Source organism: Pseudarthrobacter sulfonivorans, assembly GCF_001484605.1.
Classification (GTDB): Bacteria; Actinomycetota; Actinomycetes; order Actinomycetales; family Micrococcaceae; genus Arthrobacter; species Arthrobacter sulfonivorans_A.
Genome location: NZ_CP013747.1, coordinates 1,881,986 through 1,905,846, shown reverse-complemented (window position 1 = coordinate 1,905,846; position 23,861 = coordinate 1,881,986). Strand labels below are relative to the sequence as shown.

Here is a 23,861-nt window from a genome sequence, read left to right as displayed (position 1 = left end):
TGCCACACTATTTGAAATGTTAGATGTCAGACATCTTACAGTTACCAATACTTAGAGATTTCCACACAACGGAGTGCACTGTGACGCTTGAAGCAGACATCCTGGCCGCCTTCCCGGCCGAAGTCCGGATTCCCGCCCGCCTTGTTGCCGACGCCGTCGCCGCGTCCAGCGCGGAGACCCCCCGGATGCTCGTAGTGCTCGACGACGACCCCACGGGAACGCAGTCCGTTGCGGATCTGCCCGTGCTCACCCGCTGGGAAGTGGAGGACTTCATCTGGGCCTTTGGCCAGGCGAAGCCCGCCGTGTACGTGCTGACCAATACCCGCAGCCTGGACCCCGCAGAAGCCGCAGCCCGCAACGAGGAAGTGGTCCGCAACGCACTGGCCGCCGCCGGCTCCTCAGATGCCCTGCGGCTGGGGTTCGTGAGCCGCAGCGACTCCACCCTCCGTGGCCACTACCCGCTGGAGCCCGACGTCATTGCGGCCACTGTTGCTGACGTCAGCGGAGAAGCCACCGACGGCGTTGTGCTGGTGCCGGCATTCCCCGACGCCGGCCGCGTGACCATCGGCGGCGTGCACTACATGCGCGGCACCGGGGACGACGCCGGCAAGCTCACCCCCGTGGCCGAGACCGAATTCGCCAAGGACGCCAGCTTCGGCTTCGCCAGCTCGGACATGACCAAATACGTGGAAGAGAAGTCGCGGGGCCGCTTCGCCGCGGAATCCGTGATTGTCCTGGACCTGAACATCATCCGCGCCTCTGCCGATCCGCAGATCACCGCCAAGGCCATTGCCGACGCCATCGAGCCTGCCACCAACTCCACGCCGATCGTCGCTGACATCGTCACGGAGAACGATCTCCGTGCACTGTCCCTGGGCCTGGAAGAAGCCGAACGGCGCGGCAAGAAGCTCCTCTACCGCGTGGGACCGCCGTTTGTCCGCGCCCGGATCGGCCAGGAAATCCGCACCGAGCTCACTGGCGCCGAAGCCTACGCCGGCAACACCCCGTCCGAGGCCGGCGGCCTGATCGTGGTGGGCTCCCACGTGGGCGTCACCACCCGCCAGCTCAAGGCCCTCACCGAACAGCACAGCGCCGCGCGCATTGTGGAGATCGACGTCGAAAAGCTGCTGGGTGACAACGCGGATGCGTACCTCGACCAAATGGTGGGAACCGTAGTGGACGCGCTCCACGGCGGCGACGCCATCGTCCATACCAGCCGCCTGCTCATCAAGACCGAAGACCCGGTCGAAAGCCTGCGGATCGCACGTACGGTGTCCGCCGCCGTCGTCGCCGTGGTGAACCGCACCCTCAAGACCTTCCCGCCGCGGTTTGTCATCGCCAAGGGCGGCATCACGTCCTCCGACGTCGCCGCCCACGGTTTGGAAATTCGCCACGCCATTGTCCGCGGTCCCATGCTGCCGGGCATCGTCTCCCTCTGGGAACCGGTGGACGGCCCGGCTAAGGGCATTCCCTACATCGTGTTCGCCGGCAACGTAGGCGACGACGACTCCCTCGCCCAGGTCACCCGCAAGCTCAGCAACACCTTCTAAGACTCCAACCTCAACAACACGTATTCAACGGAGAAAACAATGTCTGCAAACTACAAAGTCACAGTTCTCGGCCTTGGCGCCATGGGCCTTCCCATGGCCACGCGCCTGGCCAGCCAGCTCACCGTCCACGGCTTCGACATCGCCGAGCCGCGCCTGGCGCTCGCCGCGGAAGCCGGAATCCACACCTTTAGCTCCGCCCGGGAAGCGTCGAAAGGCGCCGACGCCCTGCTCCTCGCCGTCCGTAACGGCGAACAGCTTATCGACGTTCTCTTCGGCGAGAACGGCGTGGCCTCCGTGCTTGAGCCGGGCGCCGTGGTGATCCTCGGCAGCACCGTCGGCACGGAAGCCATTCCCGCCACGGTGGACCGGCTGGCGGAATACGGCGTCGAGCTTGTTGACGCTCCTTTGTCAGGCGGCCCCAAGCGCGCCGGCGAGGGCGACCTGCTGATCGTGGTGGGCGCCTCACCCGGAGCCCAGGAAAAGGCCCGCCCCGTGCTGGAACTGCTGGCCTCCACCCTGACCATCGTGGGCGACAAGCCCGGCGACGGCCAGGCCCTCAAAACCGTCAACCAGCTCCTGTGCGGCATCCACATCGCCGCCGCCGCTGAGGCCATGGCCCTTGCCGACGCGCTCGGACTGGACCAGGCCAAGACCCTCGCAGCCCTCGAAGCCGGCGCGGCAGGTTCGTTCATGCTCTCCAACCGCGGCCCGCGCATCCTCGAGGCCTACACGGAGGAAGGCGCTGAAGTCCTCAGCCGCCTGGACATCTTCGTCAAGGACATGGGAATCGTAGGCAAGGCCACCCGTGCTGCCGGTCTCGCTGCCCCCGTTGCCGCCGCTGCCGAACAGCTTTACCTCCTGGGCCAGGCCCAGGGCCTCGCCGCCTCTGACGACTCCGCCGTCATCAAGGTTGTAGCGCCCACGAAGCGCACTGCGAGCTAGTCAGTTCCACCCACCAGACCCGACGACGGCGGTCCCCCCTCCGCCGTCGTCGTACCTCACCTGAAGTCCCCAAGCAGAAAAAATAACCGCCCGATTGCCCGTCTTCTGGAAGACTGGCTTGTCAAAGGAGACACTCCAAAATGAACCCCCTGATGAACTCACTGATGGTGCGGGCGGCTGACGCCCCCGCCATCAAACCCGCGGTGGAGCTGGGTACTCCGCTGCTGCTTACCATCGCGGCGATCGGCATCGCCGTCCTGCTGGTGATGATCATCCGCTTCAAAATCCAGGCGTTTGTGGCCCTGCTGACCGTGAGCATCGCCGTGGCCGTGGCCTCGCAGATCCCGCTGAAGGACGTCTTCACCGTTGTCGCCAGCGGCGTGGGCGGAACCATGGGCAAGGTGGCCCTGCTCATCGCGCTCGGCGCCGTCCTGGGCCGGATGATCGAGGTTTCCGGCGGCGTCCAGTCGCTCGCGGCGCACTTCACCGAGAAGCTCGGCGCCAAGCGAGTGGCCGTGGCCCTCACCGCCGTCGGCTTCCTGGTGGCCATCCCGGTGTTCTTCGAGGTGGGCATCATTGTGCTCGTCCCGATCGTCTACGCCTTCGCAAAGATCGCCAATGTGCATCCGGTCAAGTTCGGACTTCCCATGGCCGGCATCATGCTCGCCATCCACGTCGCGGTTCCGCCGCACCCGGGCATCGTGGCCGGCGCCGGTGTATTCGGTGCCGACATCGGCCTCATCACCCTGATTTCACTGCTGATCTGCATCCCGCTGGGCTTCCTCTCCTACTGGGTTGCCAGCATCATGAACCGCAAGGAGTACGAGCTCCTCCCCGGCGTCAAGGCCCAAGTGGACGAATTCGGTTCCGACTCGCTGGTCAAGGTTGGCCACCAGGGCCCCGGTGCCGTCGGCATTGCCCCGCCGCGACCGGCCCTGATCATCTTCCTCATCGCCGCGCCCATCCTCCAGATTCTTATAGGCACCCTGGGCACGCTCACCATCCCCAAGGACAACTCCTGGTACGGCCTGGCTGCTTTCATCGGCAACCCGTTCTTCGCCCTCCTGGTGGCCGTTGGCCTGTCCTTCTTCCTCCTGGCGGTCCGCCGCAACTGGTCGCTGAAGGAAACCGGCGAGATCTTCGAAGGCGCCCTGCCTCCCATCGCGTCCATCCTGCTGGTGGTTGCCGCCGGCGGCGTGTTCGGCGAGGTGCTGCGGACCTCCGGAATCGGTGCCGCACTGTCCCAGACGCTGGACCAGCTTGGCCTGCCGGTCATCGTGCTCGGCTTCGTGATCTCCCTCGCCCTGCGTGCGGCCCAGGGGTCGGCCACCGTCGCCATCGTCACCACCACCGGCCTGCTCACCTCCGCCGTGATGGAAGGCGGCTACTCACCGGCACAGATCGCCGTCATCGTGATCGCCATCGGCTTCGGCTCCCTGGGCCTGTCCCACGTGACCGACGCAGGTTTCTGGACCGTGGTGCGCTACTACGGCCTGACCGTGTCCGACGGCCTGAAGACCTGGACCGTCCTGACCACCGTCCTGGGTCTGGCGGGCTTCCTCCTGACCTACGTGGCCTGGATCCTGGTGGGAGGCCTGGGCGTCTGATGCGCACCGGACTCGACCACCTGGTCACCTCCGCCCTGCAGCAGGGCTCCGCCGTCCCGGCATTCACCTGCTACGACTTCACCACCGCCCTGGCTGTTGTGGGCGCGGCCGAAAACGCCGGCCATGGGGTCATCCTGCTGGTTGCACCCAGGACGGCCGCTACGCCCAACGGACTCCGGCTGATCGCCGCGCTCCGCGGTTTGGCGGACAGCGCGTCCGTTCCGGTGGCGGTGCAGCTTGACCACGCGGTTGACCTCCAGGTGATGGTCGACGCCGTCGCCGCGGGGGCGGATTCCGTCCTCGCGGACGGTTCGTCCCTTCCGTATGAGGACAACATCGCGCTGGTCCGGGCGGCCCGCGCCGCCCTGGGTGCCGGCGTCGTGCTTGAAGCGGAACTCGGGGGACTGGCCGGCGACGAAGACCGGGCCTTCGGTGCCGACGAAGCCGGTGTGGCCGTGGCCGGCCTGACGGACTCCGCGCAGGTGGAAGACTTTGTGGCCCGGACCGGTGCGGAACTGCTGGCTGTTGCGGTGGGCAACGTCCATGGCAAGTACAAGGGCGAGCCGCAGCTGCGCTGGGACGTACTGCAGGACATTGCCGTGCGGACCCACATCCCGCTGGTGCTCCACGGCGCGTCCGGCATTCCGGCGGGCGAGCTGGTCAAGGCCTCCGCCATGAACGTGGGCAAAGTGAACTTCAATACCGAGCTCCGCACCGGCGTGCTGTCCACGCTCCAGGAACAGCTTCCGGCGCACCGGGCCGACGGCGAGAACCTCCAGGGCTTGCTGGGCCACTGGAACACCTCGGCCAGGGAATTCGCCACGTCGGCGTTGGGCATGCTCACCCGCTGACGCTCCTTGAGCTTTGGGGAGGCTAGGATCAGCACATGATCCTGGCCTCCCTGCTTTTTGCCTTCCTCGCCGCCGCGCTCCACGTGTACATCTTCACCATGGAATCCCTCACCTGGACCACGCCGGCCACGTGGAAGCGCTTCGGCCTCGCCTCCCAGGCCGACGCCGAGACCACCAAACCCCTCGCCTACAACCAGGGTTTCTACAACCTGTTCCTGGCCATCGGCGGGTTTATCGGGGTGGGCTGCGTGGCGCTTGGCCCTGACGGTTCGGCGCAGCACGTGGTGGGCTGGACGCTGATCTTGAGCTGCTGCGGCTCCATGCTGCTAGCCGCAGCGGTGCTGGCGCTTAGCGGGAAGAAGTACCTCCGCGCCGCGGTTCTGCAAGGCACGACGCCGTTGCTCGCCGTCGTGCTTGGGTTGCTGGCCGTTGCTGGCTGACTGACGCTCCTGAGGCGACCACTGCTGAGTTGACGTTGTGCCCGTTTCTGGCCGGGAGCACGCTTTTCTGGCCGGGAGCGCATCGCGGGCGGACAATTGAGTGAACAACAGCATCGGCGCATGTAGGGACTGCACGTGAGTGGTGTGAAGGAGCCGGGGCCGGCCCCGCATGGTGAACAGGCGGTCCAGCGCGACCTCGTGATCGACCTTGTCCGGTTCGTCTGCCTGGCCCTGGTGGTGGTGGGCCACTGCATGATGGTCAGCCCCGTCCTGCAAGGGGACGGCACCGTGACCTCGGAAAATACGCTGGGCGAGCAGCCCTGGTTTGTGCCCGTCATCTGGATCTTTATGGTGATGCCGCTGTTCTTCGTAACCGGCGGCACCACCGGGCTGCAGTCGTGGCAGCGGCTGAAGGCCCGCGGCGGCACCGGCATAGAGTTTGCCCAGGCCCGGCTGCTGCGGCTGGTCCGCCCGGCGGCGGCACTCCTGGCGGTGATGTTCCTGGGTTTTTCGGCGGCGCTCCTGCTCGGCGTGGACCCCCAGGTGGTCCAGTTGATGGCCACCGGGGCCGGCATGCCCCTGTGGTTCCTCGCCGCCTACCTGGCAGCCCAGCTCAACATCCCGCTCCTGGCCCGGTTCCACGAGCGCGCGCCCTGGCTGACCATGACCGTCCTGGCCGCACTCGTGGTGGCCGTCGACTGCTTCCGCGGAGCCCTGCCCATGCTCGCCTACGCAAATCTTGTTTTCCTGTGGTGCGCCGTGCAGCAGCTTGGTTTCCTGATGGCCGACGGTTACTTCGCCAGGCTCACGCGCTCCGGCCTGGTGGGGCTCATGCTGGCAGCCAACCTGGTGCTCGGGCTGGTCACCGGCCTGGGTCTCTACTCCGGAAATATGCTGGTCAACCTCAACCCGCCCAACCTCTGCCTGCTGCTCCTGGGCGTGTCCCAGGCTGCCGCGCTCCAGCTTTTCCGGCCGGGGCTCGGCTGGGTTTCCGGGGTGCGCTGGATCCGCGCGGTGGTCATGGTTGCCGGCAGCCGCTCCATGACCGTGTACCTGTGGCACCTGCCGTTGCTCGCGGCCATGTCCGGGCTCCTGCTCCTCACCGACTTCCCCAAGCCCGCGGCAGGCACCGCCGAATGGTGGTGGGCGCGGCCGCTGGTCCTCCTGGGGGTTGTGGCCCTCCTGCTCCCGGTGCTGGCCGCGTTCGGCCACCTTGAGGAACGTCCGACGGCGTCTGTCCACACCCGCGGCCGGCCCGCCGCCGCGGTGGTGACGGCCGCCGTCGTCGTCTTCATTCCGGTGGCGGACGCTGCCCTCAACGGCCTGACGCTGGGCCTGCTCGGAGGCGGCGCAGCATGCTTTGTGTTGGCCGTCCTGCTGCTGGGCCGGATGCCCGAACGTGTCCCCGGCGATGTCGGTGCCGAACGCGCCGCCCACGATGGCAGCCAGTCTGACGGGCCATTGCCAGCGGGGCCAAGTAGTGCCAATGTCGAACCATGACTGAGAACATGATTTCCACAGAGGACAAGTTCAGCCCCGACGTCTCGCTGTCCAGAGATGACGAGCATCACCGCTACGAGCTGCGGGTGGGCGGAAAGGTCGCCGTCCAGTCCTTCTTCCGGGACCTGCCCGGACACGTGGATTTCCTCCACACCGACACCGTCGAGGACTTCAAGGGCCAGGGCCTGGGCAAGGTGCTGGCTCACTTCGCGCTCGACGACGTGGTGGCTTCGGGTAAACGGATCATCCCGCATTGCCCGTTCATTGCCGGCTACCTCCGTGCCCACGAGGGCTACGAACAGCACATCGACTGGCCGGACAACTAGCGCGAACGGTCATTTAAGCCCCCGGAATCTCCCTCCGGAGGGCCTCAAGTGTCCGTTCGCGCGGAGTATTTTGCACCCGTTTCGCGATCGGGGCCAGTCAATGACGCGCCCGCGACCTGAAGAACGCCCGTATTCCCGCGGCTTAAGATAAATAAGTCACTAAAGTTTGACGAAAAGGTTCACCTAAGTAAGGCTTACCTTGCTAAAGACAACCTCAACGTCGAACTAAGGATGACCACTGTGCCGCTGCTGCCCCGTGTTGAAGAGATGTACGTGGATGAAAATCGGGTGGGCGAAACCCTGCCCGGGCAGGATTTCGGCTCCCGCGTGGAGCTGGCCCTCGCTGCCACCAACCATCTGTTCAACACCAGGAACTCCACCCGGTACGTGGCGCAGGTGCTGCAGGGCGTCAACGCCGTGGCCACCAAAATCGACCGCACCACCCGGCCCTTTACCGGCGTCGGGCCCGACGAAATGAAGGCGCGCATCGGCGCCGTTGACCTGGACCAGCCGCTCCCGGACACCGCCGCGGCCCTGGAGGAGCTGGAGACCGTCTACCTCCGGGACGCCATCTACTTCCACGATGCGAAGTACGCGGCACACCTGAACTGCCCGGTGGTGATCCCGGCGCTGGTAGGGGAGGCCATCCTGTCCGCGGTGAACTCCTCGATGGACACCTGGGACCAGAGCGCCGGGGCCACCATGATCGAACGCCGGCTCATCGACTGGAGCGCGGAACGGCTGCAGCTGGGGGCGGCAGCCGACGGCGTGTTCACCTCCGGCGGCAGCCAGTCCAACCTGCAGGCGCTGCTGATCGCGCGCAACCACGCCGTTGCCGGGCTGCGGCAGGAGCCGGCCAACGCTGGACTCCGGCTGCCCGCTCTGATGGAAAAGCTCCGGATTTTCACGTCAGCAGACAGCCACTTCAGCATCCAGAAGTCCGCGTCCATGCTGGGCATGGGTTTCGACGCCGTCATCTCCGTCCCGTGCGCGGCGGACCACAAGATGGACCCAGCTGCGCTCGCTGAGGCCATGGCGGAAACGCACGACGCCGGGCTGGTGCCGATGGCGGTTGTGGCCACCGCCGGGACCACCGATTTCGGTGCGGTGGACCCGCTCGCGGACCTCGCCGCCCTGACCCGCGCCTACGGTGCCTGGTTCCACGTTGATGCGGCTTACGGCGGCGGGCTGATGGTTTCCGGCCGCTACCGCCACCTGCTGGACGGGACCCGCCTGGCAGACTCCGTCACCGTGGACTTCCACAAAACGTTCTTCCAGCCCGTCAGCTCCAGCGCCCTGCTGGTCCGCGACCGCGCCATGCTCCAGCACGTCACCTACTACGCCGACTACCTGAACCCGGAAAGCGCCGCCCTGGCCGAGATCCCCAACCAGGTGGACAAAAGCATCCAGACCACCCGGCGGTTTGACGCGCTCAAGCTGTGGCTGACCCTGCGCATCATGGGCGCGGATGCCATTGGCGCCCTGTTTGATGAAGCGATCGATCTCGCCGCCCGGGTGGGATCAGTGCTGGCTGCCGACGACGACTTTGAGCTCGCCGCCGCTCCGCAGCTCAGCACACTGGTCTTCCGGTACCGGCCCCGTGTGCCCGGAACTGCCGCTGCCCTTGCCGGCGTCGGTTTTGCCGATGTCGGCCTCACCGACGCTCACGGCCGGCTTTCCGAGGATGCGGCCGACACGCTCAACCCGGCCATCCGCGCAGCGGTTTTCGCGTCCGGGCAGGCCGTCGTGGCCGGCACGAAGGTGGCCGGCAGGCACTATCTGAAGTTCACGCTCCTCAACGCCGAAGCAACCCTGGAGGACATCAGCGAGATCATCGAGCTGCTGCGCCGCACCGGCGTGCAGCTGCTGGCCAGCGACAGTGCCAGCGCCAGCACCAGCGAGGTGTCCGCATGAGCACCTCCACCGAACCGCGCATTTTCGACTTCGCCGGGATCGGCGTCGGACCCTTCAACCTGGGCCTCGCCGCCCTCAGCGAGCCGGTGGACGGGCTGGATGGCGTCTTCCTGGAGCAACGGGAATCCTTTGACTGGCACCCTGGCATGATGCTGGAGCCGGCCCACCTCCAGGTGCCGTTCATGGCGGATCTGGTGACGCTGGCCGATCCCACCTCGCCGTATTCGTTCCTGAATTTCCTCAAGCAGACCGGCCGCCTCTACCGCTTCTACATCCGCGAAAACTTCTATCCGCTGCGCGCGGAGTACAACCAGTACTGCCAGTGGGTGGCCGGCCAGCTGCGGTCCGTCCGTTTTAGCACGGCTGTGCTGGATGTAACGTACGACGCCGGCGTGTACCGCCTTTCAGTGGAAGGTCCGGACGGGCCTGAGGTGCTGCTGGCGCGGCGGCTCGTGCTTGGCACGGGCACCTCGCCATACGTGCCGGCGTCCTGTGACGGAATAGTCGAGGCGGCTGCGAACGGCGGCGGGGGACTCGTCCTCCACAACGCCGACTACCTGTCGAGGAAGAGTGAGCTGCAGGCCAAGCGGAGCATCACCATCGTGGGCAGCGGCCAGAGCGCCGCGGAAATCTACAACGATCTCCTGCAAGACATGGACACCTACGGTTACCAGCTGAACTGGGTCACCCGGTCCGGGCGGTTCTTCCCGCTGGAGTACACCAAGCTCACCCTGGAGATGACCTCGCCGGAGTACGTGGACTACTTCCATGGGCTGCCCCAGGACCAACGCGACGGACTCATCAAGAGCCAGAAGAACCTGTACAAAGGCATCAACTCCGAGCTGATCGACGCCATCTACGACCTCCTGTACACGAAGAGCCTCTCCGGCATGGTGGACACCCAGCTCCTGACCCATTCGTCGCTCACCGGCGGCGCTTGGGATCAGGCCACCGGTTCCCACACGCTGCAGCTCCGGCACGAGGAACAGGGCTCGGATTATGTGCTGGACAGCGACGCCGTGGTCCTGGCCACCGGTTACACCTACCGGGAGCCGGACTTCCTGGCGGGCATCCAGGACCGGATTGCCAGGGACTCCGCCGGCCGGTTCGCCGTGGCGCGCAACTACAGCACCGGCGTCGAACCTGGCGAACTTTTCGTCCAGAACGCCGAGCTGCACACGCACGGCTTTGTCACCCCGGACCTGGGCATGGCCGCCTACCGCAACTCGTGCATCCTGCGTGAGATCACCGGCCGCGAGGTTTATCCCGTGGAGCGCAGCATCGCGTTCCAGCAGTTCGGCGCGCCGGATAGTGTTCCGACTGCTGCCGGCCCGGTCTCCGCTTCAGTCTCCGGTCCGGCCGGACGCAGCGCCGAGCCGGCTCCCACCCAGACGGTGGAGGTGTCCGCATGAGTTTCACGTTCCGCTGTGTTGACGCCGCGGCCGATGCACCCCTCCTCCACAGCTGGGTCACCCAGCCGTACGCGTCGTTCTGGGGGATGCTGTCCTCCACAGTTGACGGCGTTGTGGAGGAGTACTCGAAAATCCAGGCAACGGGGCATCACCACGCCTTGCTGGGGATCAACGACGACGGCGTCCCCGCCTTCCTGATGGAGGAATACCTGCCAGCCGCCTCGCCGCTGGCCGCGATCTATGCCGTGCAGGAGGGCGACATCGGCATGCACCTGCTGGTGGCGCCGCCGTCGGGAGATCCCCAACCGGGGTACACGGCCGCGGTGATGGATGCCGTGCTGGAGCGGTTGTTCGAAAAACCGGGCGTGGAACGCGTGGTGGTTGAACCAGACGCCAGGAACTCCAAGATCCATGTGCTCAACGAGCGGCTGGGCTTCCAGCCGGCGGGGGTTGTCACCCTGCCGGACAAGGAAGCGCTGCTCAGCTTCTGCACACGCCAGGACTACCTCGCCGCCCGCGCAGCCCTGGGCCACCCTCGAGTCCATTCCCATGACCTTTCCACCCCGATCCTCCAGGGAGCATCACTGTGACCATCATCGAGCTGGACCCCGCCGTCGTGCGGGAATCCGCCCCCGTTATTGACCCCGCCGACATTGACACTGCCTCTGTCATTGGCGTCGCCGCCGACAGGCCGGACAGCACCGCCAACACCGTTCCCCACCTCGCACCCGAACGCTGGGCGGCGGCCAACCGCCACCTGGTTCGCAAGGCGCTTGCAGAATTCCTGCACGAACGCATCCTGGAGCCGCAGCGCCTGGGCTCCGGCAGGGGTGCCACGGGTCCGGACGAGCCCGCGGTGTACGTGGTCCGCAGCGACGACGGCCTCACGGCGTACTCGTTCACGGCCCGCGTGCTTGAGCTGGAGCACTGGTCGGTGGACGCCGCTTCCATCCACTGCACACGCAGCGGCGAGGATGCGGCCCCGGACGCCCTGCGTTTCATCACCGAGTTCAGGGGCACTCTGGGCATCCGCGAGGAGATGCTCCCGGTCTACCTTGAAGAGATCAGCAGCACCCTGGCCAGCCACTCCTACAAGCAGTGGCTGGGACAGCCGTCCGCCGAGGAACTCGCGGCAGGAGTCACCGGCGGCACGGACCCCGCCGCCGATTTCCAGGCCATCGAACGCAGCATGACGGAGGGCCACCCCTGTTTTGTGGCCAACAACGGCAGGCTGGGGTTCGGCATCAGTGACTACCGGGCGTTCGCGCCGGAGACCGGAGCCCCCGTCCGCCTGGAATGGATCGGGGTCCACCGCAGCAAGGCTGTCTTCACCGCCAGCGCCGGACTGGACTACCGCGCCCACCTGGAGGCCGAGCTCGGCGCCGCCGCGCTGCAGTCCTTTGACACCGAATTCACCGCCCAGGGTGTGGACCCCGCCCAGTACTTCCTGATGCCGGTGCATCCGTGGCAGTGGGAGAACAAGCTCACTGTCACGTTCGCTGCCGAAATCGCCCAGCAGCACATCATCCATCTGGGGACCGGCGCAGACAGTTACCAGGCCCAGCAGTCGATCCGCACGTTCTTCAACACGGCCGCGCCCGCCAAGAGCTACGTCAAGACGGCGATGTCCGTACTGAACATGGGCTTTATGCGGGGACTCTCGCCGCAGTACATGAAGGCAACCCCCGCCATCAACGACTGGCTGCAGGACCTGATCAGGTCAGACGAAGCCCTGCAGAAACGCGGACTGGCCATGATCAGCGAGATCGCTGCCATCGGCTACCACAACGGCTACTACGAGGCCGCGTCCGCCAAGGGCTCGCCGTACCGGAAGATGCTGTCCGCGCTGTGGAGGGAAAGTCCGCTCCCGCTGCTGGAGGACGGCCAGCAGCTTGCCACCATGGCGTCCCTGCTGCACGTCGATTCGACCGGCAAACCGATGGTGTCTGCCCTGATTGAGCGCTCCGGACTGGAGCCTTCCGAATGGCTGCGCCGCTACTTCGAGGCCTACCTCGTCCCGTTGGTCCACTGCCTCTACCGGTACGAACTCGCCTTTATGCCGCATGGCGAGAACGTGATCCTCGTGCTGGATAACGGTGTGCCCGTCCGTGCGGTGATGAAGGACATCGCCGAGGAAATCGTGGTGATGGGGCGCCGGCTGGACCTGCCCGAGGAGGTATCGAGGATCCAGGTTGATATCCCTGACGGCGAAAAGGTGCTGGCCATCTATACGGATGTATTCGACTGCATCTTCCGCTTCCTCGGTGCCCTGCTGGTGGAGGACGGGAAACTCGGCGAGGAGGAGTTCTGGGGCACGGCCGCGCGGGTCATCCAGGACTACCAGGCTGAACACCCGGAGCTGGCGGACCAGTTCGCCCGCCACGACCTGTTCGCCCCTGACTTTGAACTGTCGTGCCTGAACCGGCTGCAGCTGCGGAACAACCAGCAGATGCTTGACCTCACGGACCCGTCCGGCGGGTTGCAGATGGCCGGCCGGCTCGCCAACCCGCTCGCCAGGTTCGCTGCCGGCTGTTGATCCAACGCAGTTGATCTGGCGCGAACGGACACTTGAGGCCCTGCGCGGCGGGGCCTCAAGTGTCCGTTCGCGCTCGGTGCTGGACCGCGGCCCACCCCCGGGTCAGCTGAGCTCGTCCACCTTGCGCTGCAGCACCGCGCGCTCGGCGGCGTTCCCGCACAGCGCCACGGCCTGCAGGAGTGCGGACCGTGCGTCGTCGCGCCTGCCGAGCCGGGTGAGCATCTCGCCACGGACCGCGGGAAGAAGGTGCGAGCCCGCCAGTTCTCCGCGTGCGGCGATCGCCTCCACCAGCTCCAGTCCGTCCGCCGGGCCGGAGGCCATCGCGACGGCGACCGCTCGGTTGAGTTCGATGACGGGGGACGGGGCCAGCCGGCCGAGGGCTTCGTAGAGGATGACGATCCGCTGCCAGTCCGTCTCGGCAACCGAATGAGCCACCGCGTGGCACTCAGCGATGGAAGCCTGGAGACCGTACGCACCCAACCCGCGTCCGGATCCCGCGGCCCGCGCCAGCGCCGCACGTCCGCGCCGGATCGCGGCCTGGTCCCACCGCCGTCGGTCCTGGTCTTCCAGAAGCACCGGGCGGCCCGACGCGTCGAGCCGGGCCGGGAACCGCGCAGCGGTAAGTTCCATCAGCGCAATCAGCCCGAACACCTCGGGCTCCGGCGAGATCTGCACCAGCACCCGGGCAAGGCGGCGGGCTTCGCCGGCCAGGTCCGTGCGGATCCACTCCGCGCCGCCCGAGGCAAACGAGCCCTCCGTGAAGATCAGGTAGATGACGTTGAGCACCGAGCCGAGCCGTTCAGCCCGCTCGTGCGGCTCAGGCACCGCGAAAGGCACCTGCGCGGCGGCCAGCGTCTTCTTGGCACGGGTGATGCGTGCCTGGATCGTCGCCACCGGGACCAGGAAAGCCTTGGCAATCTCGTCGCTGCCCAGGCCGCCCACTACGCGCAGCGTCAACGCGATCCGGGCTTCCTTGGCCAGCACCGGATGGCAGGAGATGAACATCAGGGCGAGCACGTCGTCGTCGATCGCCTCGGGGTCGAACAAGGCGTCCGCTCCTGGCTCCTCCGCCGCGAGGTCGCTGGCCAGCAGGGCGTACTTTTCGTCCCGCGCCGCCCGCCGCCGGAACGTATCAATCGCACGACGGCGGCCTGTGGTGAGGAGCCAGCCGGCGGGTTCGGCGGGTACACCGTTGACGGACCACGAGACGAGTGCCTCGGCGAGGGCCTCCTGGGCGAGATCCTCGGCCAGCGGGAAGTCGCCTGTATAGCGGGCCAGGGCGCCGACGATGCGGGCAGACTCCATCCGCCACACCGCCTCGACGGCGCCCCGCGCCTCAGCACCACTCACCGTCGGGTCAGCGCTACCCGGTCACAGCTGCCCGGTCTGCTCGCGCCAGGCGCGTTCCTTCTGGATCCATTCGTTGTCCTGCGGGAACTCGTCGATGGTGGGCACGCGGCGGATTTCGGTCTTGCGGCCGGCCGTGAGCGGCGCCCGCTTCGCCCACTCGATGGCTTCCTGCTTCGACGCCACATCGAGGATGTAGAAGCCGCCGAACAGTTCCTTGGTTTCTCCGTAGGGGCCGTCGGTGACCACCGGTGTTTCGCCGGTGAAGTCGACCACAACGCCCTCCTTCGGATCCTCCAGGCCCTCGGCCGCCAGCAGGACGCCGGCGTGGATCAGTTCGTCATTGAACTTGCCCATGGCGTTCATCGCCTCGTCGAAGTCGACGTCCGTGAACTTCGCGAGGGACTCTTCGGTTTCCCGCATAATCAACATGTACTTGGCCATCACGTACTCCTTGGTTTGTGGAAGGTCGCCCTTCGACCTTCTCATCCATAGGTCGAACGGCGCGAGACCGGATCGACACAAACCCAGGACTTTTTTCCGAACTCTGAACGGCAGGCTGGCTCTGGACCGGGGTGCCGGGCAGGTCTAGGGTGGGGTCGTCCGATGGACCGCACTCGACCCGCCTGACCCCACGAGACAAGGAGAAGCCATGGCCGGCGAACCAGCGTTCTTTGAAATCGGCGTCGAAGATCCCGAACGGGGCAGGGCGTTCTACGGCGCGCTCTTCGGCTGGGACTTCAGCCCCGGACCGTCCGACGAGGGCGGGTCCATAATCGGCACCCCCGGCATCCCCGGCGGGCTGCACGGCGGAGACAAGGGCGCGGTGCCTTACCTGTTCTTCCGGGTGGACGACATGGACGCCGCCCTGGCCCGGGTGCGTGAACTTGGCGGCTCGACGGAAAGAGCGGAACTGGGCGACGAGGACCCGGCGGAGTACGGAAGATTCAAGCTCTGCAAGGACGATCAGGGCTCAACCTTCGGCCTGCACCAGCCGCCGGCGCCGTAACACGGCTAGTCTGGGCGCATGGAAACACCCACCACGGCGCTCGTAACAGGGGCAACCGCAGGGCTGGGAGCGGAGTTCGCCCGCCAGCTCGCGCAGGAAGGCCACCACATGGTGCTGGTGGCCCGCGACGCCGCCCGGCTCCAGCAGATCGCTGACGAACTCGAGCGTGATTACAGCGTTTCCACTGAGGTGCTGCCCGCCGACCTGACGGACGACGCCGGTGTGGCCGCCGTCGTCGGGCGCCTCACGGACGCTGCACGGCCGGTTGAAGTCCTGGTGAACAATGCGGGGATCGGGCTGCTGCATTCGTTCGAAAAAAATTCCTTGGAGGACGAGAAAAGGCACCTTCGCCTGCACGTACAGACCCCCATGGAGCTCTGCCATGCTGCCCTGCAGGGGATGCTGGAGCGGCGCTCCGGCCGGATCATCAACGTTGCCAGCGTGTCGGCTTTCGCCAACCGCGGCAGCTACTCGGCTGCGAAAGGCTGGCAGGTCATCTTCAGCCGCTGGGCCAACCTGGCCTACGGACCGAGAGGCGTGCACGTCACGGCGCTGTGCCCCGGATTCACGCACACCGAATTTCACGACCGCATGGGCATGGACAAATCGGTCGCCCCGCGCTGGCTGTGGCTGCGGGCGGACCTGGTGGTCCGGGACGGCCTCGCCGACAACGCCCGCGGGAAGGGCGTTTCGATCCCCACCAAACGCTACAAACTGGTCGCCGCCATCTCGCGCGTGCTGCCGGCGCGGTTTACGTCCGGACCGCCGCGGCGTCCGAAGCAGTAGCCCTCCGCGGCGCACGGACGGCCACCACCACGGCGATACCGATCACGGCGCCCACAAAGGTCTCCACCGCGCGTTCGGTGACCAGCAAGCCCGGGTCCACGGGCGCGGCAAGCTGCGTCATGAGCACGATCACCGGCGTGAAGAAGACCATGGCCCAGCCGTAGTGCCGCGCCATGAAGAGTTCGGTGGGGAACTGGAATGCGATCACCAGCAGCGCCAGCACGGCGGCGGTGTGGCCGGGGAAATACTGCAGCGGGGACAATGGCCCCGGGAAAAGTACGACGGCGACCAACGCCAAACCGACGAACGTCCCCACGATGCGGTGGATCCCGCGGTGGACGCGGCTGGGCAGGTCGGCCCCCGCGAGCGGGACGGCGGCCGCGGCCATGGCCCAGTGCGGGTGGCCGCTGCCGCTCAGGACGCCGCAGATTCCGGCCACACCGACGGCCAGGACATAGCGGGTGGCGTGCACCAGCGCGGCCTGCCGGAGTTCACCGCTGAGACGCGGAGCATCCCGCACGGCACCGGCCTGCCAGGCCCGGACCCGCAGCCAGCCGGCGAAGCCCACCAGGATCGAGAACGCGGCAGAGGCCGCACCGATCAGCACGGCCGTCAGGAACGGCACGTTCGTTGGGACGGAGGCGCAGGCGCCCAGTGCCAGGATGCCGAAGAACGGTCCGTTCGGCTTGAGCCGCACCTTGTCCGAGAACAGGGAACCGGCACCGGCCAGCACGGCCTCAACCAGCACCAGCCACCAGGAGTGGAGGTGGTTGACGGACAGGAACACGCCTACCGTGATGCCGCTGACCAGGACCACTGCAGCCTGCGCCTGATGCTTGAGGCGAAGCTGGTGGGATTCCGAGCGTCCATACATGCCGGTCAGGGCACCGAATACCGCGTACATGGTCAGCTCGGGACGGCCGATGGCCAGGAGCACCAGGGAGGGCACTGCCACGCTGAGGGCAACCCGAACGGCCGAGAGCCGGTCGTTGTTCGCCGGGCCCAGAGCGTGCAGGGTGCGGGCATGCACCATGACTCTGCGCACAGCCAACACCACCTATCAATCAAGCCCTTGTTCGAAAATTAGCAGAACCCCGGAATGGCCACCATTAGCTGGGTCACAGGGCGTCGCGTGGGCACGGCCGGAAGGGCGGCGCCGGGCACGGCTAAGGCCCGCCCTGCGTGCTTCCCCCAAGGAAAGCGCGCGGGACGGGCCTTTGAGCGCGGGCTACAAGACGGCCCGGTCAGGCCGGTTTGTTGTTCCGATGCGTTGCTTAGACTCCGGCCGGAACTTTGGAAGCCGCGGCATCGGTGACGTCCTGGGATTCGAACGGCATGTCGGCCAGGTCGATCAGCGGGTTCTCGTCCTGGGTGGCCACGAGTTCCTTGGCCTCTGCCTGGGTGTCCACGCTGGGCATGGAGCCGGGCAGCGGACGCTTGGCTGATTCCTTCAGGAAGTAGATGGCCACAGCCCCGATGGCTGAGGTCGCCATGAGGTAGTAGGCCGGCATCATGTCATCGCCGGTCGCCGTGATCAGCGCGGCCACGATGAACGGCGTGGTGCCGCCGAAGATGGCAACTGCGAAGTTGTAGGCGATACCCATGGCGCTGTACCTGTTGGCTGTCGGGAACTGTGCGGGCAATGCCGAGGCGAGGTTCGCAACATAGAACGTCACTGGGAACGCGATCAGCGAGAGGCCTGCCAGCGTGGACCAGACGTCACCGACGCCGATCAGCAGGAACGCCGGCGTAGCCAGCACCACAGTGCTGATGGCGCCGATCCAGAGGACCGGCCGGCGGCCGATGCGGTCGGACAGCTTGCCCGTCAGCGGGATGCACAAGGCCATGATGACCAGCACGGGGATGGTCAGCAGTGTGCCGTGGACGGGATCGTAGCCCTTGGACTCCGTGAGGTACGTCGGCATGTAGGACGTCAAGGCGTACCCGGCGGTGTTGGCAGCGGCCACAAGGATCATGGCCACGATGAGCGAGCGCCAGTAGGCCTTGACGATTCCGACCGGACTCTTGGCGGCGTCCACGTCAGCTGCTGCGGCGGCCTGCCCGATGGATTCCTGGGCATCCAGGGTGGCCTGGAACTGAGGGGATTCCTCGATCTTGTTCCGGAAGTAGATGGCGATGAGGCCCAGCGGGCCGGCAATGAGGAAGGGTATGCGCCAGGCCCATTCCTCCATGGCTGTCTGGCCAAGGGTCAGCTGCAGGACAGAAACCAGCGCCGCACCCAGGGCAAAGCCGAGGTAGCTGCCCATGTCCAGGAAGCTTGCAAAGAATCCACGGCGCTTATCCGGGGCGTATTCGCTCACGAACGTGGTGGCGCCTGCGTATTCACCGCCGGTGGAGAAGCCCTGTACAAGCTTCAGGATTACCAGCAGCGCAGCGGCCCAGATGCCGATCTGGGCGTATCCGGGCAACAGCCCGACGGCGAACGTACTGGCAGCCATAATCATCAGTGTTGCGGCGAGTACTTTTTGCCGCCCGATCTTGTCACCGAGCCAGCCGAACACAACACCGCCGAGTGGACGGGCAATGAAGGTGGCAGCGAACGTTCCAAGCAGGAACAGCGTCTGGACGGACTTGTCGGCCTCGGGAAGGAAGACAGGTCCCATGGTGGTGATCAGGTAGCCGAATACGCCGACGTCGAACCACTCCATGGTGTTACCCACGATGGTTCCGCCGAGCGCTTTTTTCAGCATGGGCTGGTTTACAACATTCACGTCGGACTCTTTGAGCCTGCGGCGTGCAAGGATCTTCGGTTTACGCGCACTTGGGAGTGCGTTATTTGGTGCTGCGTTGTTGGGTCGGCTGGCGTTGTTCACGCCTGCTGAAGAGTCGGTCGTGCTTCGGTCTGTGGGCATTTGGGCGACTCCTATGGAGGTCATTTGCTTGCGACTTGTAGCTGCCCCGCTCTGGGCAGGCCTTCAATTTTACGCGGTTTCCATGGCAAATGAGAGTTTTATACCGTAAAGTGCCTTCCTTAGAGAGGGTTTCCACCGGTTTTCAAGGATTTCTTTTGGCTGCTCTCGCCCCGTCATCATTGGGATTCGGGCGGTTCGGGCCCATCGTTACGGAATCTTTTTGTTCACGACCCCTTTTTTGCGCCATTTTTCCCCTGATTCGCGCGGAAAAGTGACAGCCGCCACGGCCATCCGGGCGCCAGTTCCGGCCGCCACCCGGCCCCATGTACAGGCCGGAAACCGGGGGTTCACAACCGAGCCTGAAACTGCCTATTGTTGATTCATGGGAACACTGATTTTTGAGTAGGCGGACGCCTGCGGCCTGGTACCACCGGCCCCGTCCATGCTGATCTCGTCAGACACACTGATTCTCCTCAGAAAGGTTCCACCAAATGACTGAAAACAACACTCCCAGCCAACCCGAATCCGCGCAGGACGACGCCGAAGCCAAGGGCATCCGGGCCGGGCTGACCGAAGCGCAGCGGGCCATGCTGGCCAGCAAATCCAGGGGCGGCGACTCCGGGCTGCAGAGCGTCGGCAAGAACCACAAGCCCACGCATGTCAGCGGCAAGCAGGGCCCGGCAGAGAAGAAGGTCCGCTGGTAAATCAAGCGCCAGGACAGCACGCCAGACCTACTATTGGTAACCACTTCATTTCATTGCGGAAGGAAGAAAAAATGGCTGAAAAACATGCTGGAACAAAGATCGAACCGGAGGTCGCGGACCATCTCGCGGCAGCCATGGACACCCCGTCCATGCCGGACCCGGCCACCATTGCGGTGACTACGGCGATGGTTGGCGAACGCCACTGGCCGGACGGAAACGGCAAGCGCCGGCACCCCAAAGAGCGGGGTGCAGGCCACGGCCGCGTGGGCCAGGAAGCTGCAGTGACGGCCGTGCACCGTACCGGACGCCCGCAGATGCCGCACTCGTCCTAGGAACACCCTCGCTGACGACGCGCATCTGACCTGGCGACACGCAAAAGGCCTGGCGACACCCGAATTCGGTGTCGCCAGGCCTTTTGCGTGTCCCGGGAAAATTTGCGCGTCGCCAACGCAGCGTCATCAGCCCTCCGGCACCACTTCGTCAGCGGTCTTGTCCAGCCGCCAGCCCCGCCAAACCGGATGCCTGAGCTTCCCGCTCCCGGTCCACTGGCCGAAGGTCACCTCGCCGACCAGCCGTGGCGTCACCCAATGGGCGTCCGAGGCATCCTCGCGGGGAACGTCATCGAACGGTGACGTCTTGCGCGCCAGATCGTCCACCTTCTGGCGGAGTTCCTCCAGTTCGCGCATGCTGAACCCGCTGCCCACCCGGCCCACGTACCGCAGCTTGTTGCCGTCGGGGATGCCCACCAGCAACGAACCCACCGAACCTTGCCGCCCGCCCTTGCCTGGCCGCCAACCGCCCACCACCACTTCCTGGGTCTGTTCCAGCTTGATCTTGATCCACGTCCGGGTCCGCTGCCCGCTGACGTAGCGGCTGTCGGTCCGCTTGGCCATCACGCCCTCGAGCCCCAGCTCCTGCGCGCTCTCCAGGATGTGCTCGATCCTCTCGTCCAGGACGGCGGACAGCTCCACGGGACACTCCGACGGGTGATGGAACTCCTCCAGCCGCAGCCGCCGCTTCGCGAAAGGCAGCCGGCGAAGGTCCTCTCCGCCGTCGGACAGCAGGTCAAAAAGCATCAGCCGGACAGGGATTGCTGCGCGGGCTTTGGCGACGTCGGCGGGCCGGGTCAGTTTCATGCGGCCCTGGAGCAGCCCGAAATCGGGTTTGCCGGAAGGCCCGACGGCGATAATCTCGCCGTCGGCGACGAACGGGCCCGCCGGCCAGCAGGTCCGGTCCGTCAGTTCGGGGTAGGTTGTGGTGACGTCGATGCCGTTTCGGCTGAAGATCCGGATTTTCTTTTCGTCCGCGACCAGCAGGCCACGCACGCCGTCCCACTTCAGTTCGAACTGCCAGTCGCTGCCGTGCAGGTCGGCGGCGGACCCGGACGTTGCCATCATGGGGCCGAAATCTTCAGCACGCAGTGGGGAAGGCGCGGCAGCGGCCGGGGAAACGTCCGCGGCAGGCTCAGCCCCGGAAGCGTCCGCCGCCGAATCCGCCGCCGGCTCACCCTCCGCCGGTTCATCCTCCACCGGAGCCCGCCGCGGATGAAAGGTGTGGTGGTCCTTGTCCATCAGGTGGATGAGCCATTGTCCTTCGGAATCCCTGCCCTGCCCGCGGCCGGTGTGGATGAGGGCGAACTTTTTGGTGCCGCCCAGGCCGCCGCCCTCGGCGCCGGTCAGCGTGGCGATGACCTCCCGGCCGTTGATCCATTTCTCCAGTTCATACGTGCCGTGGTCCCAGATAGTGACTTCGCCGGCGCCGTACTGGCCTTTGGGAATGGTGCCCTCAAACGTGGCGTAGTCCAAGGGGTGGTCCTCGGTCTGGACCGCCAGGTGGTTCTTCCCGCCGGATTCCGGGACGCCCTTCGGCAGGGCCCACGACACCAGCACCCCCTCGTGCTCCAGCCGGAAGTCGAAGTGGAGCCTGCTCGCGTGGTGCTCCTGGATCACGAAAGTATCCCCATTTCCGGAGGCGCCGGAGAACGGCTCAGGCGTCGCGTTAGGGTCCCGCATCGACCGGTACCGCTCCAGTCGGGCGTGCGCGCCGCCGTCGTCCGTCTTCGCCCTGGGGTTCCCGGCGTCCCCAGGGTGCCCGGCACCGCTGGCGACGGCGGCGAACGGGTCCTTGCCCGCCTTGACCCGGCGCAGCACAGCTGTGTAGTCGAGGTGCTGCAGTTTGGGAGACCCGATCTCCTGCCAGGTCCGCGGGGCGGCCACCGTGGGCGTGAGGCGGCCGCGCAGGGAGTACGGCACGATGGTGGTCTTTGCGGCGCTGTTCTGGCTCCAGTCCACCAGCACCTTGCCTTTGCGCAGCGTCTTTTTCATGTCGCTCACGGCAAGATCCGGGTGGTCCGCTTCCAGCGCCCGGGCCAGTTCGTGCGCAAAGTCCGAGATCTGGTCGGAGGTCTGCGTGCCATCCAGGCCCGCGTAGAGGTGGATGCCCTTGCTGCCGCTGGTCACCGGCACCGGTTCCAGGCCCACGTCCTGCAGGATGGCGCGAGCCAGAAGGGCAACCTCGGCGCATTCCTCAAGTCCGGCACCGTCGCCGGGATCGAGGTCCAGGACCAGGCGGTCCGGGTTCAGCTGCTTGCCGTGGGAGTCCACCTGCCACTGGGGGACATGGATTTCCAGCGAATTGATCTGGCCGAACCAGGTGAGCGTGGCGGGATCGTTCACCATCGGGTAGTAGATGGTCCGGTCCTTGTGCGTGATGGCGGCGCGGGGGAGCCAGCCCGGCGCTGAATCCTCCAGGTTCTTCTGGAAAAACACCTCGCCGGGATGCCCGGCGGTGCCCACGCCGTTGACCCAACGCTTGCGGGTGGCGGGCCGGTTGGCCGCGGCGGGAATCAGAAAATGGGCCACGGCGGCGTAATAGGCCAGGACATCGGCCTTGGTGGTGCCGGTCTCCGGGTAGATGATTTTGTCCAGGTTGGTGAGGGTCAGTTCCCGCCCCGCGACCCTGACGCGCTCTTTAGGCCCGGCCATGGGTCTTCACCTCCGGCCCCGGGTGATGTTCACTTGAGGGATGAGAGCCATCTGGAAAGGTGCCATCGCGTTCGGCCTGGTCAACGTGCCCGTGAAGGTCTACAGCGCCACCGAGGACCACGACATCAGCCTCCACCAGGTCCACAGCGCCGACGGCGGCCGGATCCGGTACCAGCGACGCTGTGAGGTGTGCAGCAAAATCATCGACTATTCGGACATCGACAAGGCGTTTGAGGACGAGGGCCGGACGGTGGTCCTGTCCAAGGATGAGCTCAAATCCATCCCGGCGGAGAACAGCCACGAGATCGAGGTGGTCCAGTTTGTCCCGTCGGAGCAGCTGGAACCGATGATGTTCGAGAAGAGCTACTACCTCGAGCCGGATTCCAAGTCGCCCAAGGCCTACGTCCTGCTGCGCCGGGCGCTCGAGGATACGGACCGTGTGGCCATCGTCCAGTTCGCCCTGCGCGAGAAGACCCGGCTGGGGGCGCTGCGCATCAAGGACGAGGTGCTCGTGCTGCAGTCCCTGCTGTGGCCCGACGAGGTCCGGGAGGCCAGCTTCCCTGCGCTGGACACGTCCATCCGGATTTCCGCCCAGGAACGCGAAATGTCCGCCGCCCTCGTGGAATCCATGGCCGCGGATTTCGAACCCGAGCACTTCACCGATGACTACCAGATGCAGCTCCGGAAGCTCATCGAGGCCAAGCTGGAGAAGGGCGATTCGCTCGATACCGACGAAACGTTCGGCGCGGAAGCGGGTGAGGGCGGCAACGGCGAGGTCATCGACCTGATGGAGGCGCTGAAGCGCAGCCTGGAGCGGAAGCGCGGCGGCGGGAAGCCTGCCGCCTCTGAGGATGCGGACGCTGAGGACGCGGCCTCCGGGGACGCGGACGACGCCGGCACAGGAGAAAGTGCCGACAGTTCCGGCGGGAAGACTCCCGCCAAAGCCGGTGCCAAGACTGCGGGGACGAGGACAACGAATGCCAAGACGGCTGCTGCGAAGTCCTCCGAAACCAAAACCGCCGCCGCGAAGCCTGCGGCGAAGGCCACCACCACGCGGGCGCGAAAGGGTGCTTGAGGCCG

The 23,861-nt window shown here is 66.1% G+C and carries 21 protein-coding genes; 16 read left to right on the top strand and 5 right to left on the bottom strand.

Going from position 1 to position 23,861, the window contains the following annotated elements; all coding sequences use genetic code 11:
- The first annotated feature begins 80 nt into the window (after nucleotides 1-80).
- The 11 genes from AU252_RS08430 to AU252_RS08380 all read left to right on the top strand — a co-directional run bounded on the left by AU252_RS08430 (nucleotide 81) and on the right by AU252_RS08380 (nucleotide 13,078).
- Nucleotides 81-1,550, top strand: a complete 1,470-nt coding sequence (locus AU252_RS08430) for a four-carbon acid sugar kinase family protein (protein WP_058930325.1) — start codon at nucleotides 81-83, stop codon at nucleotides 1,548-1,550.
- A 39-nt stretch (nucleotides 1,551-1,589) separates the two neighbouring features.
- Nucleotides 1,590-2,492, top strand: a complete 903-nt coding sequence (locus AU252_RS08425) for an NAD(P)-dependent oxidoreductase (RefSeq protein WP_058930324.1) — start codon at nucleotides 1,590-1,592, stop codon at nucleotides 2,490-2,492.
- Nucleotides 2,493-2,632: 140 nt separating this feature from the next.
- Complete coding sequence (locus AU252_RS08420; protein WP_058930323.1) at nucleotides 2,633-4,099, top strand: GntP family transporter; 1,467 nt, start codon at nucleotides 2,633-2,635, stop codon at nucleotides 4,097-4,099.
- The gene (locus AU252_RS08415; RefSeq protein WP_058930322.1) at nucleotides 4,099-4,950 is read left to right on the top strand and encodes a class II fructose-bisphosphate aldolase; all 852 of its coding nucleotides are present in this window, start codon (nucleotides 4,099-4,101) and stop codon (nucleotides 4,948-4,950) included. Before AU252_RS08420 ends, AU252_RS08415 begins: the two co-directional genes overlap by 1 nt.
- A gap of 35 nt (nucleotides 4,951-4,985) precedes the next feature.
- Entirely contained in the window at nucleotides 4,986-5,390 is a 405-nt protein-coding gene (locus AU252_RS08410) for a DUF1304 domain-containing protein (RefSeq protein WP_058930321.1), read from the top strand.
- A 135-nt stretch (nucleotides 5,391-5,525) separates the two neighbouring features.
- On the top strand, nucleotides 5,526-6,890 hold the full coding sequence (locus tag AU252_RS08405) for an acyltransferase family protein (protein WP_430929472.1): 1,365 nt from the start codon (nucleotides 5,526-5,528) through the stop codon (nucleotides 6,888-6,890).
- Nucleotides 6,887-7,216 (top strand): GNAT family N-acetyltransferase, encoded by a 330-nt coding sequence (locus AU252_RS08400; protein WP_058930320.1) that lies wholly within the window; start codon nucleotides 6,887-6,889, stop codon nucleotides 7,214-7,216. The genes AU252_RS08405 and AU252_RS08400 overlap by 4 nt, the downstream gene beginning before the upstream one ends.
- A 267-nt stretch (nucleotides 7,217-7,483) precedes the next feature.
- The gene (locus AU252_RS08395) at nucleotides 7,484-9,130 is read left to right on the top strand and encodes a pyridoxal phosphate-dependent decarboxylase family protein (RefSeq protein WP_058932836.1); all 1,647 of its coding nucleotides are present in this window, start codon (nucleotides 7,484-7,486) and stop codon (nucleotides 9,128-9,130) included.
- Nucleotides 9,127-10,542 (top strand): lysine N(6)-hydroxylase/L-ornithine N(5)-oxygenase family protein, encoded by a 1,416-nt coding sequence (locus tag AU252_RS08390; RefSeq protein WP_058930319.1) that lies wholly within the window; start codon nucleotides 9,127-9,129, stop codon nucleotides 10,540-10,542. Before AU252_RS08395 ends, AU252_RS08390 begins: the two co-directional genes overlap by 4 nt.
- Nucleotides 10,539-11,132 (top strand): GNAT family N-acetyltransferase, encoded by a 594-nt coding sequence (locus AU252_RS08385; RefSeq protein WP_058930318.1) that lies wholly within the window; start codon nucleotides 10,539-10,541, stop codon nucleotides 11,130-11,132. Before AU252_RS08390 ends, AU252_RS08385 begins: the two co-directional genes overlap by 4 nt.
- 80 nt (nucleotides 11,133-11,212) lie before the next feature.
- Nucleotides 11,213-13,078, top strand: coding sequence for an IucA/IucC family protein (locus AU252_RS08380; RefSeq protein WP_058932835.1), 1,866 nt, complete (start codon nucleotides 11,213-11,215; stop codon nucleotides 13,076-13,078).
- 102 nt (nucleotides 13,079-13,180) lie between these two features.
- Here the strand turns inward: AU252_RS08380 and AU252_RS08375 are convergent, their stop codons facing one another.
- Both AU252_RS08375 and AU252_RS08370 read right to left on the bottom strand, forming a co-directional pair.
- The gene (locus AU252_RS08375; protein WP_083510317.1) at nucleotides 13,181-14,428 is read right to left on the bottom strand and encodes an RNA polymerase sigma factor; all 1,248 of its coding nucleotides are present in this window, start codon (nucleotides 14,426-14,428) and stop codon (nucleotides 13,181-13,183) included.
- Between the two features lie 21 nt (nucleotides 14,429-14,449).
- Complete coding sequence (locus AU252_RS08370; RefSeq protein ID WP_058930316.1) at nucleotides 14,450-14,869, bottom strand: YciI family protein; 420 nt, start codon at nucleotides 14,867-14,869, stop codon at nucleotides 14,450-14,452.
- Between the two features lie 208 nt (nucleotides 14,870-15,077).
- Here AU252_RS08370 and AU252_RS08365 point away from each other — a divergent pair, with 208 nt between their 5' ends.
- The gene (locus AU252_RS08365) at nucleotides 15,078-15,434 is read left to right on the top strand and encodes a VOC family protein (RefSeq protein WP_058930315.1); all 357 of its coding nucleotides are present in this window, start codon (nucleotides 15,078-15,080) and stop codon (nucleotides 15,432-15,434) included.
- 18 nt (nucleotides 15,435-15,452) lie between these two features.
- Nucleotides 15,453-16,220, top strand: coding sequence for an SDR family NAD(P)-dependent oxidoreductase (locus AU252_RS08360; protein WP_058930314.1), 768 nt, complete (start codon nucleotides 15,453-15,455; stop codon nucleotides 16,218-16,220).
- Here the strand turns inward: AU252_RS08360 and AU252_RS08355 are convergent.
- Together AU252_RS08355 and AU252_RS08350 are read right to left on the bottom strand one after the other, a co-directional pair.
- Nucleotides 16,186-17,265 (bottom strand): FUSC family protein, encoded by a 1,080-nt coding sequence (locus AU252_RS08355; protein ID WP_058932834.1) that lies wholly within the window; start codon nucleotides 17,263-17,265, stop codon nucleotides 16,186-16,188. The genes AU252_RS08360 and AU252_RS08355 overlap by 35 nt on opposite strands.
- Before the next feature lie 229 nt (nucleotides 17,266-17,494).
- Nucleotides 17,495-19,093, bottom strand: coding sequence for an MFS transporter (locus tag AU252_RS08350; RefSeq protein ID WP_058930313.1), 1,599 nt, complete (start codon nucleotides 19,091-19,093; stop codon nucleotides 17,495-17,497).
- Between the two features lie 491 nt (nucleotides 19,094-19,584).
- Between AU252_RS08350 and AU252_RS08345 the strand changes: the two genes are divergently transcribed.
- Together AU252_RS08345 and AU252_RS08340 are read left to right on the top strand one after the other, a co-directional pair.
- Nucleotides 19,585-19,797 carry a hypothetical protein gene (locus AU252_RS08345; RefSeq protein ID WP_056347939.1) on the top strand — a complete coding sequence of 71 codons (213 nt, stop codon included), beginning with the start codon at nucleotides 19,585-19,587 and terminating at the stop codon, nucleotides 19,795-19,797.
- 71 nt (nucleotides 19,798-19,868) lie between these two features.
- The gene (locus tag AU252_RS08340) at nucleotides 19,869-20,129 is read left to right on the top strand and encodes a hypothetical protein (protein WP_058930312.1); all 261 of its coding nucleotides are present in this window, start codon (nucleotides 19,869-19,871) and stop codon (nucleotides 20,127-20,129) included.
- A gap of 126 nt (nucleotides 20,130-20,255) precedes the next feature.
- On the opposite strand, the gene AU252_RS08335 is transcribed toward AU252_RS08340, so the two are convergent.
- Nucleotides 20,256-22,781, bottom strand: a complete 2,526-nt coding sequence (locus AU252_RS08335) for an ATP-dependent DNA ligase (protein ID WP_058930311.1) — start codon at nucleotides 22,779-22,781, stop codon at nucleotides 20,256-20,258.
- Nucleotides 22,782-22,821: 40 nt separating this feature from the next.
- Between AU252_RS08335 and AU252_RS08330 the strand changes: the two genes are divergently transcribed.
- Nucleotides 22,822-23,856: a Ku protein gene (locus AU252_RS08330; protein ID WP_058930310.1), complete on the top strand. Its 1,035-nt coding sequence runs from the start codon at nucleotides 22,822-22,824 to the stop codon at nucleotides 23,854-23,856.
- Nucleotides 23,857-23,861: the final 5 nt, after the last annotated feature.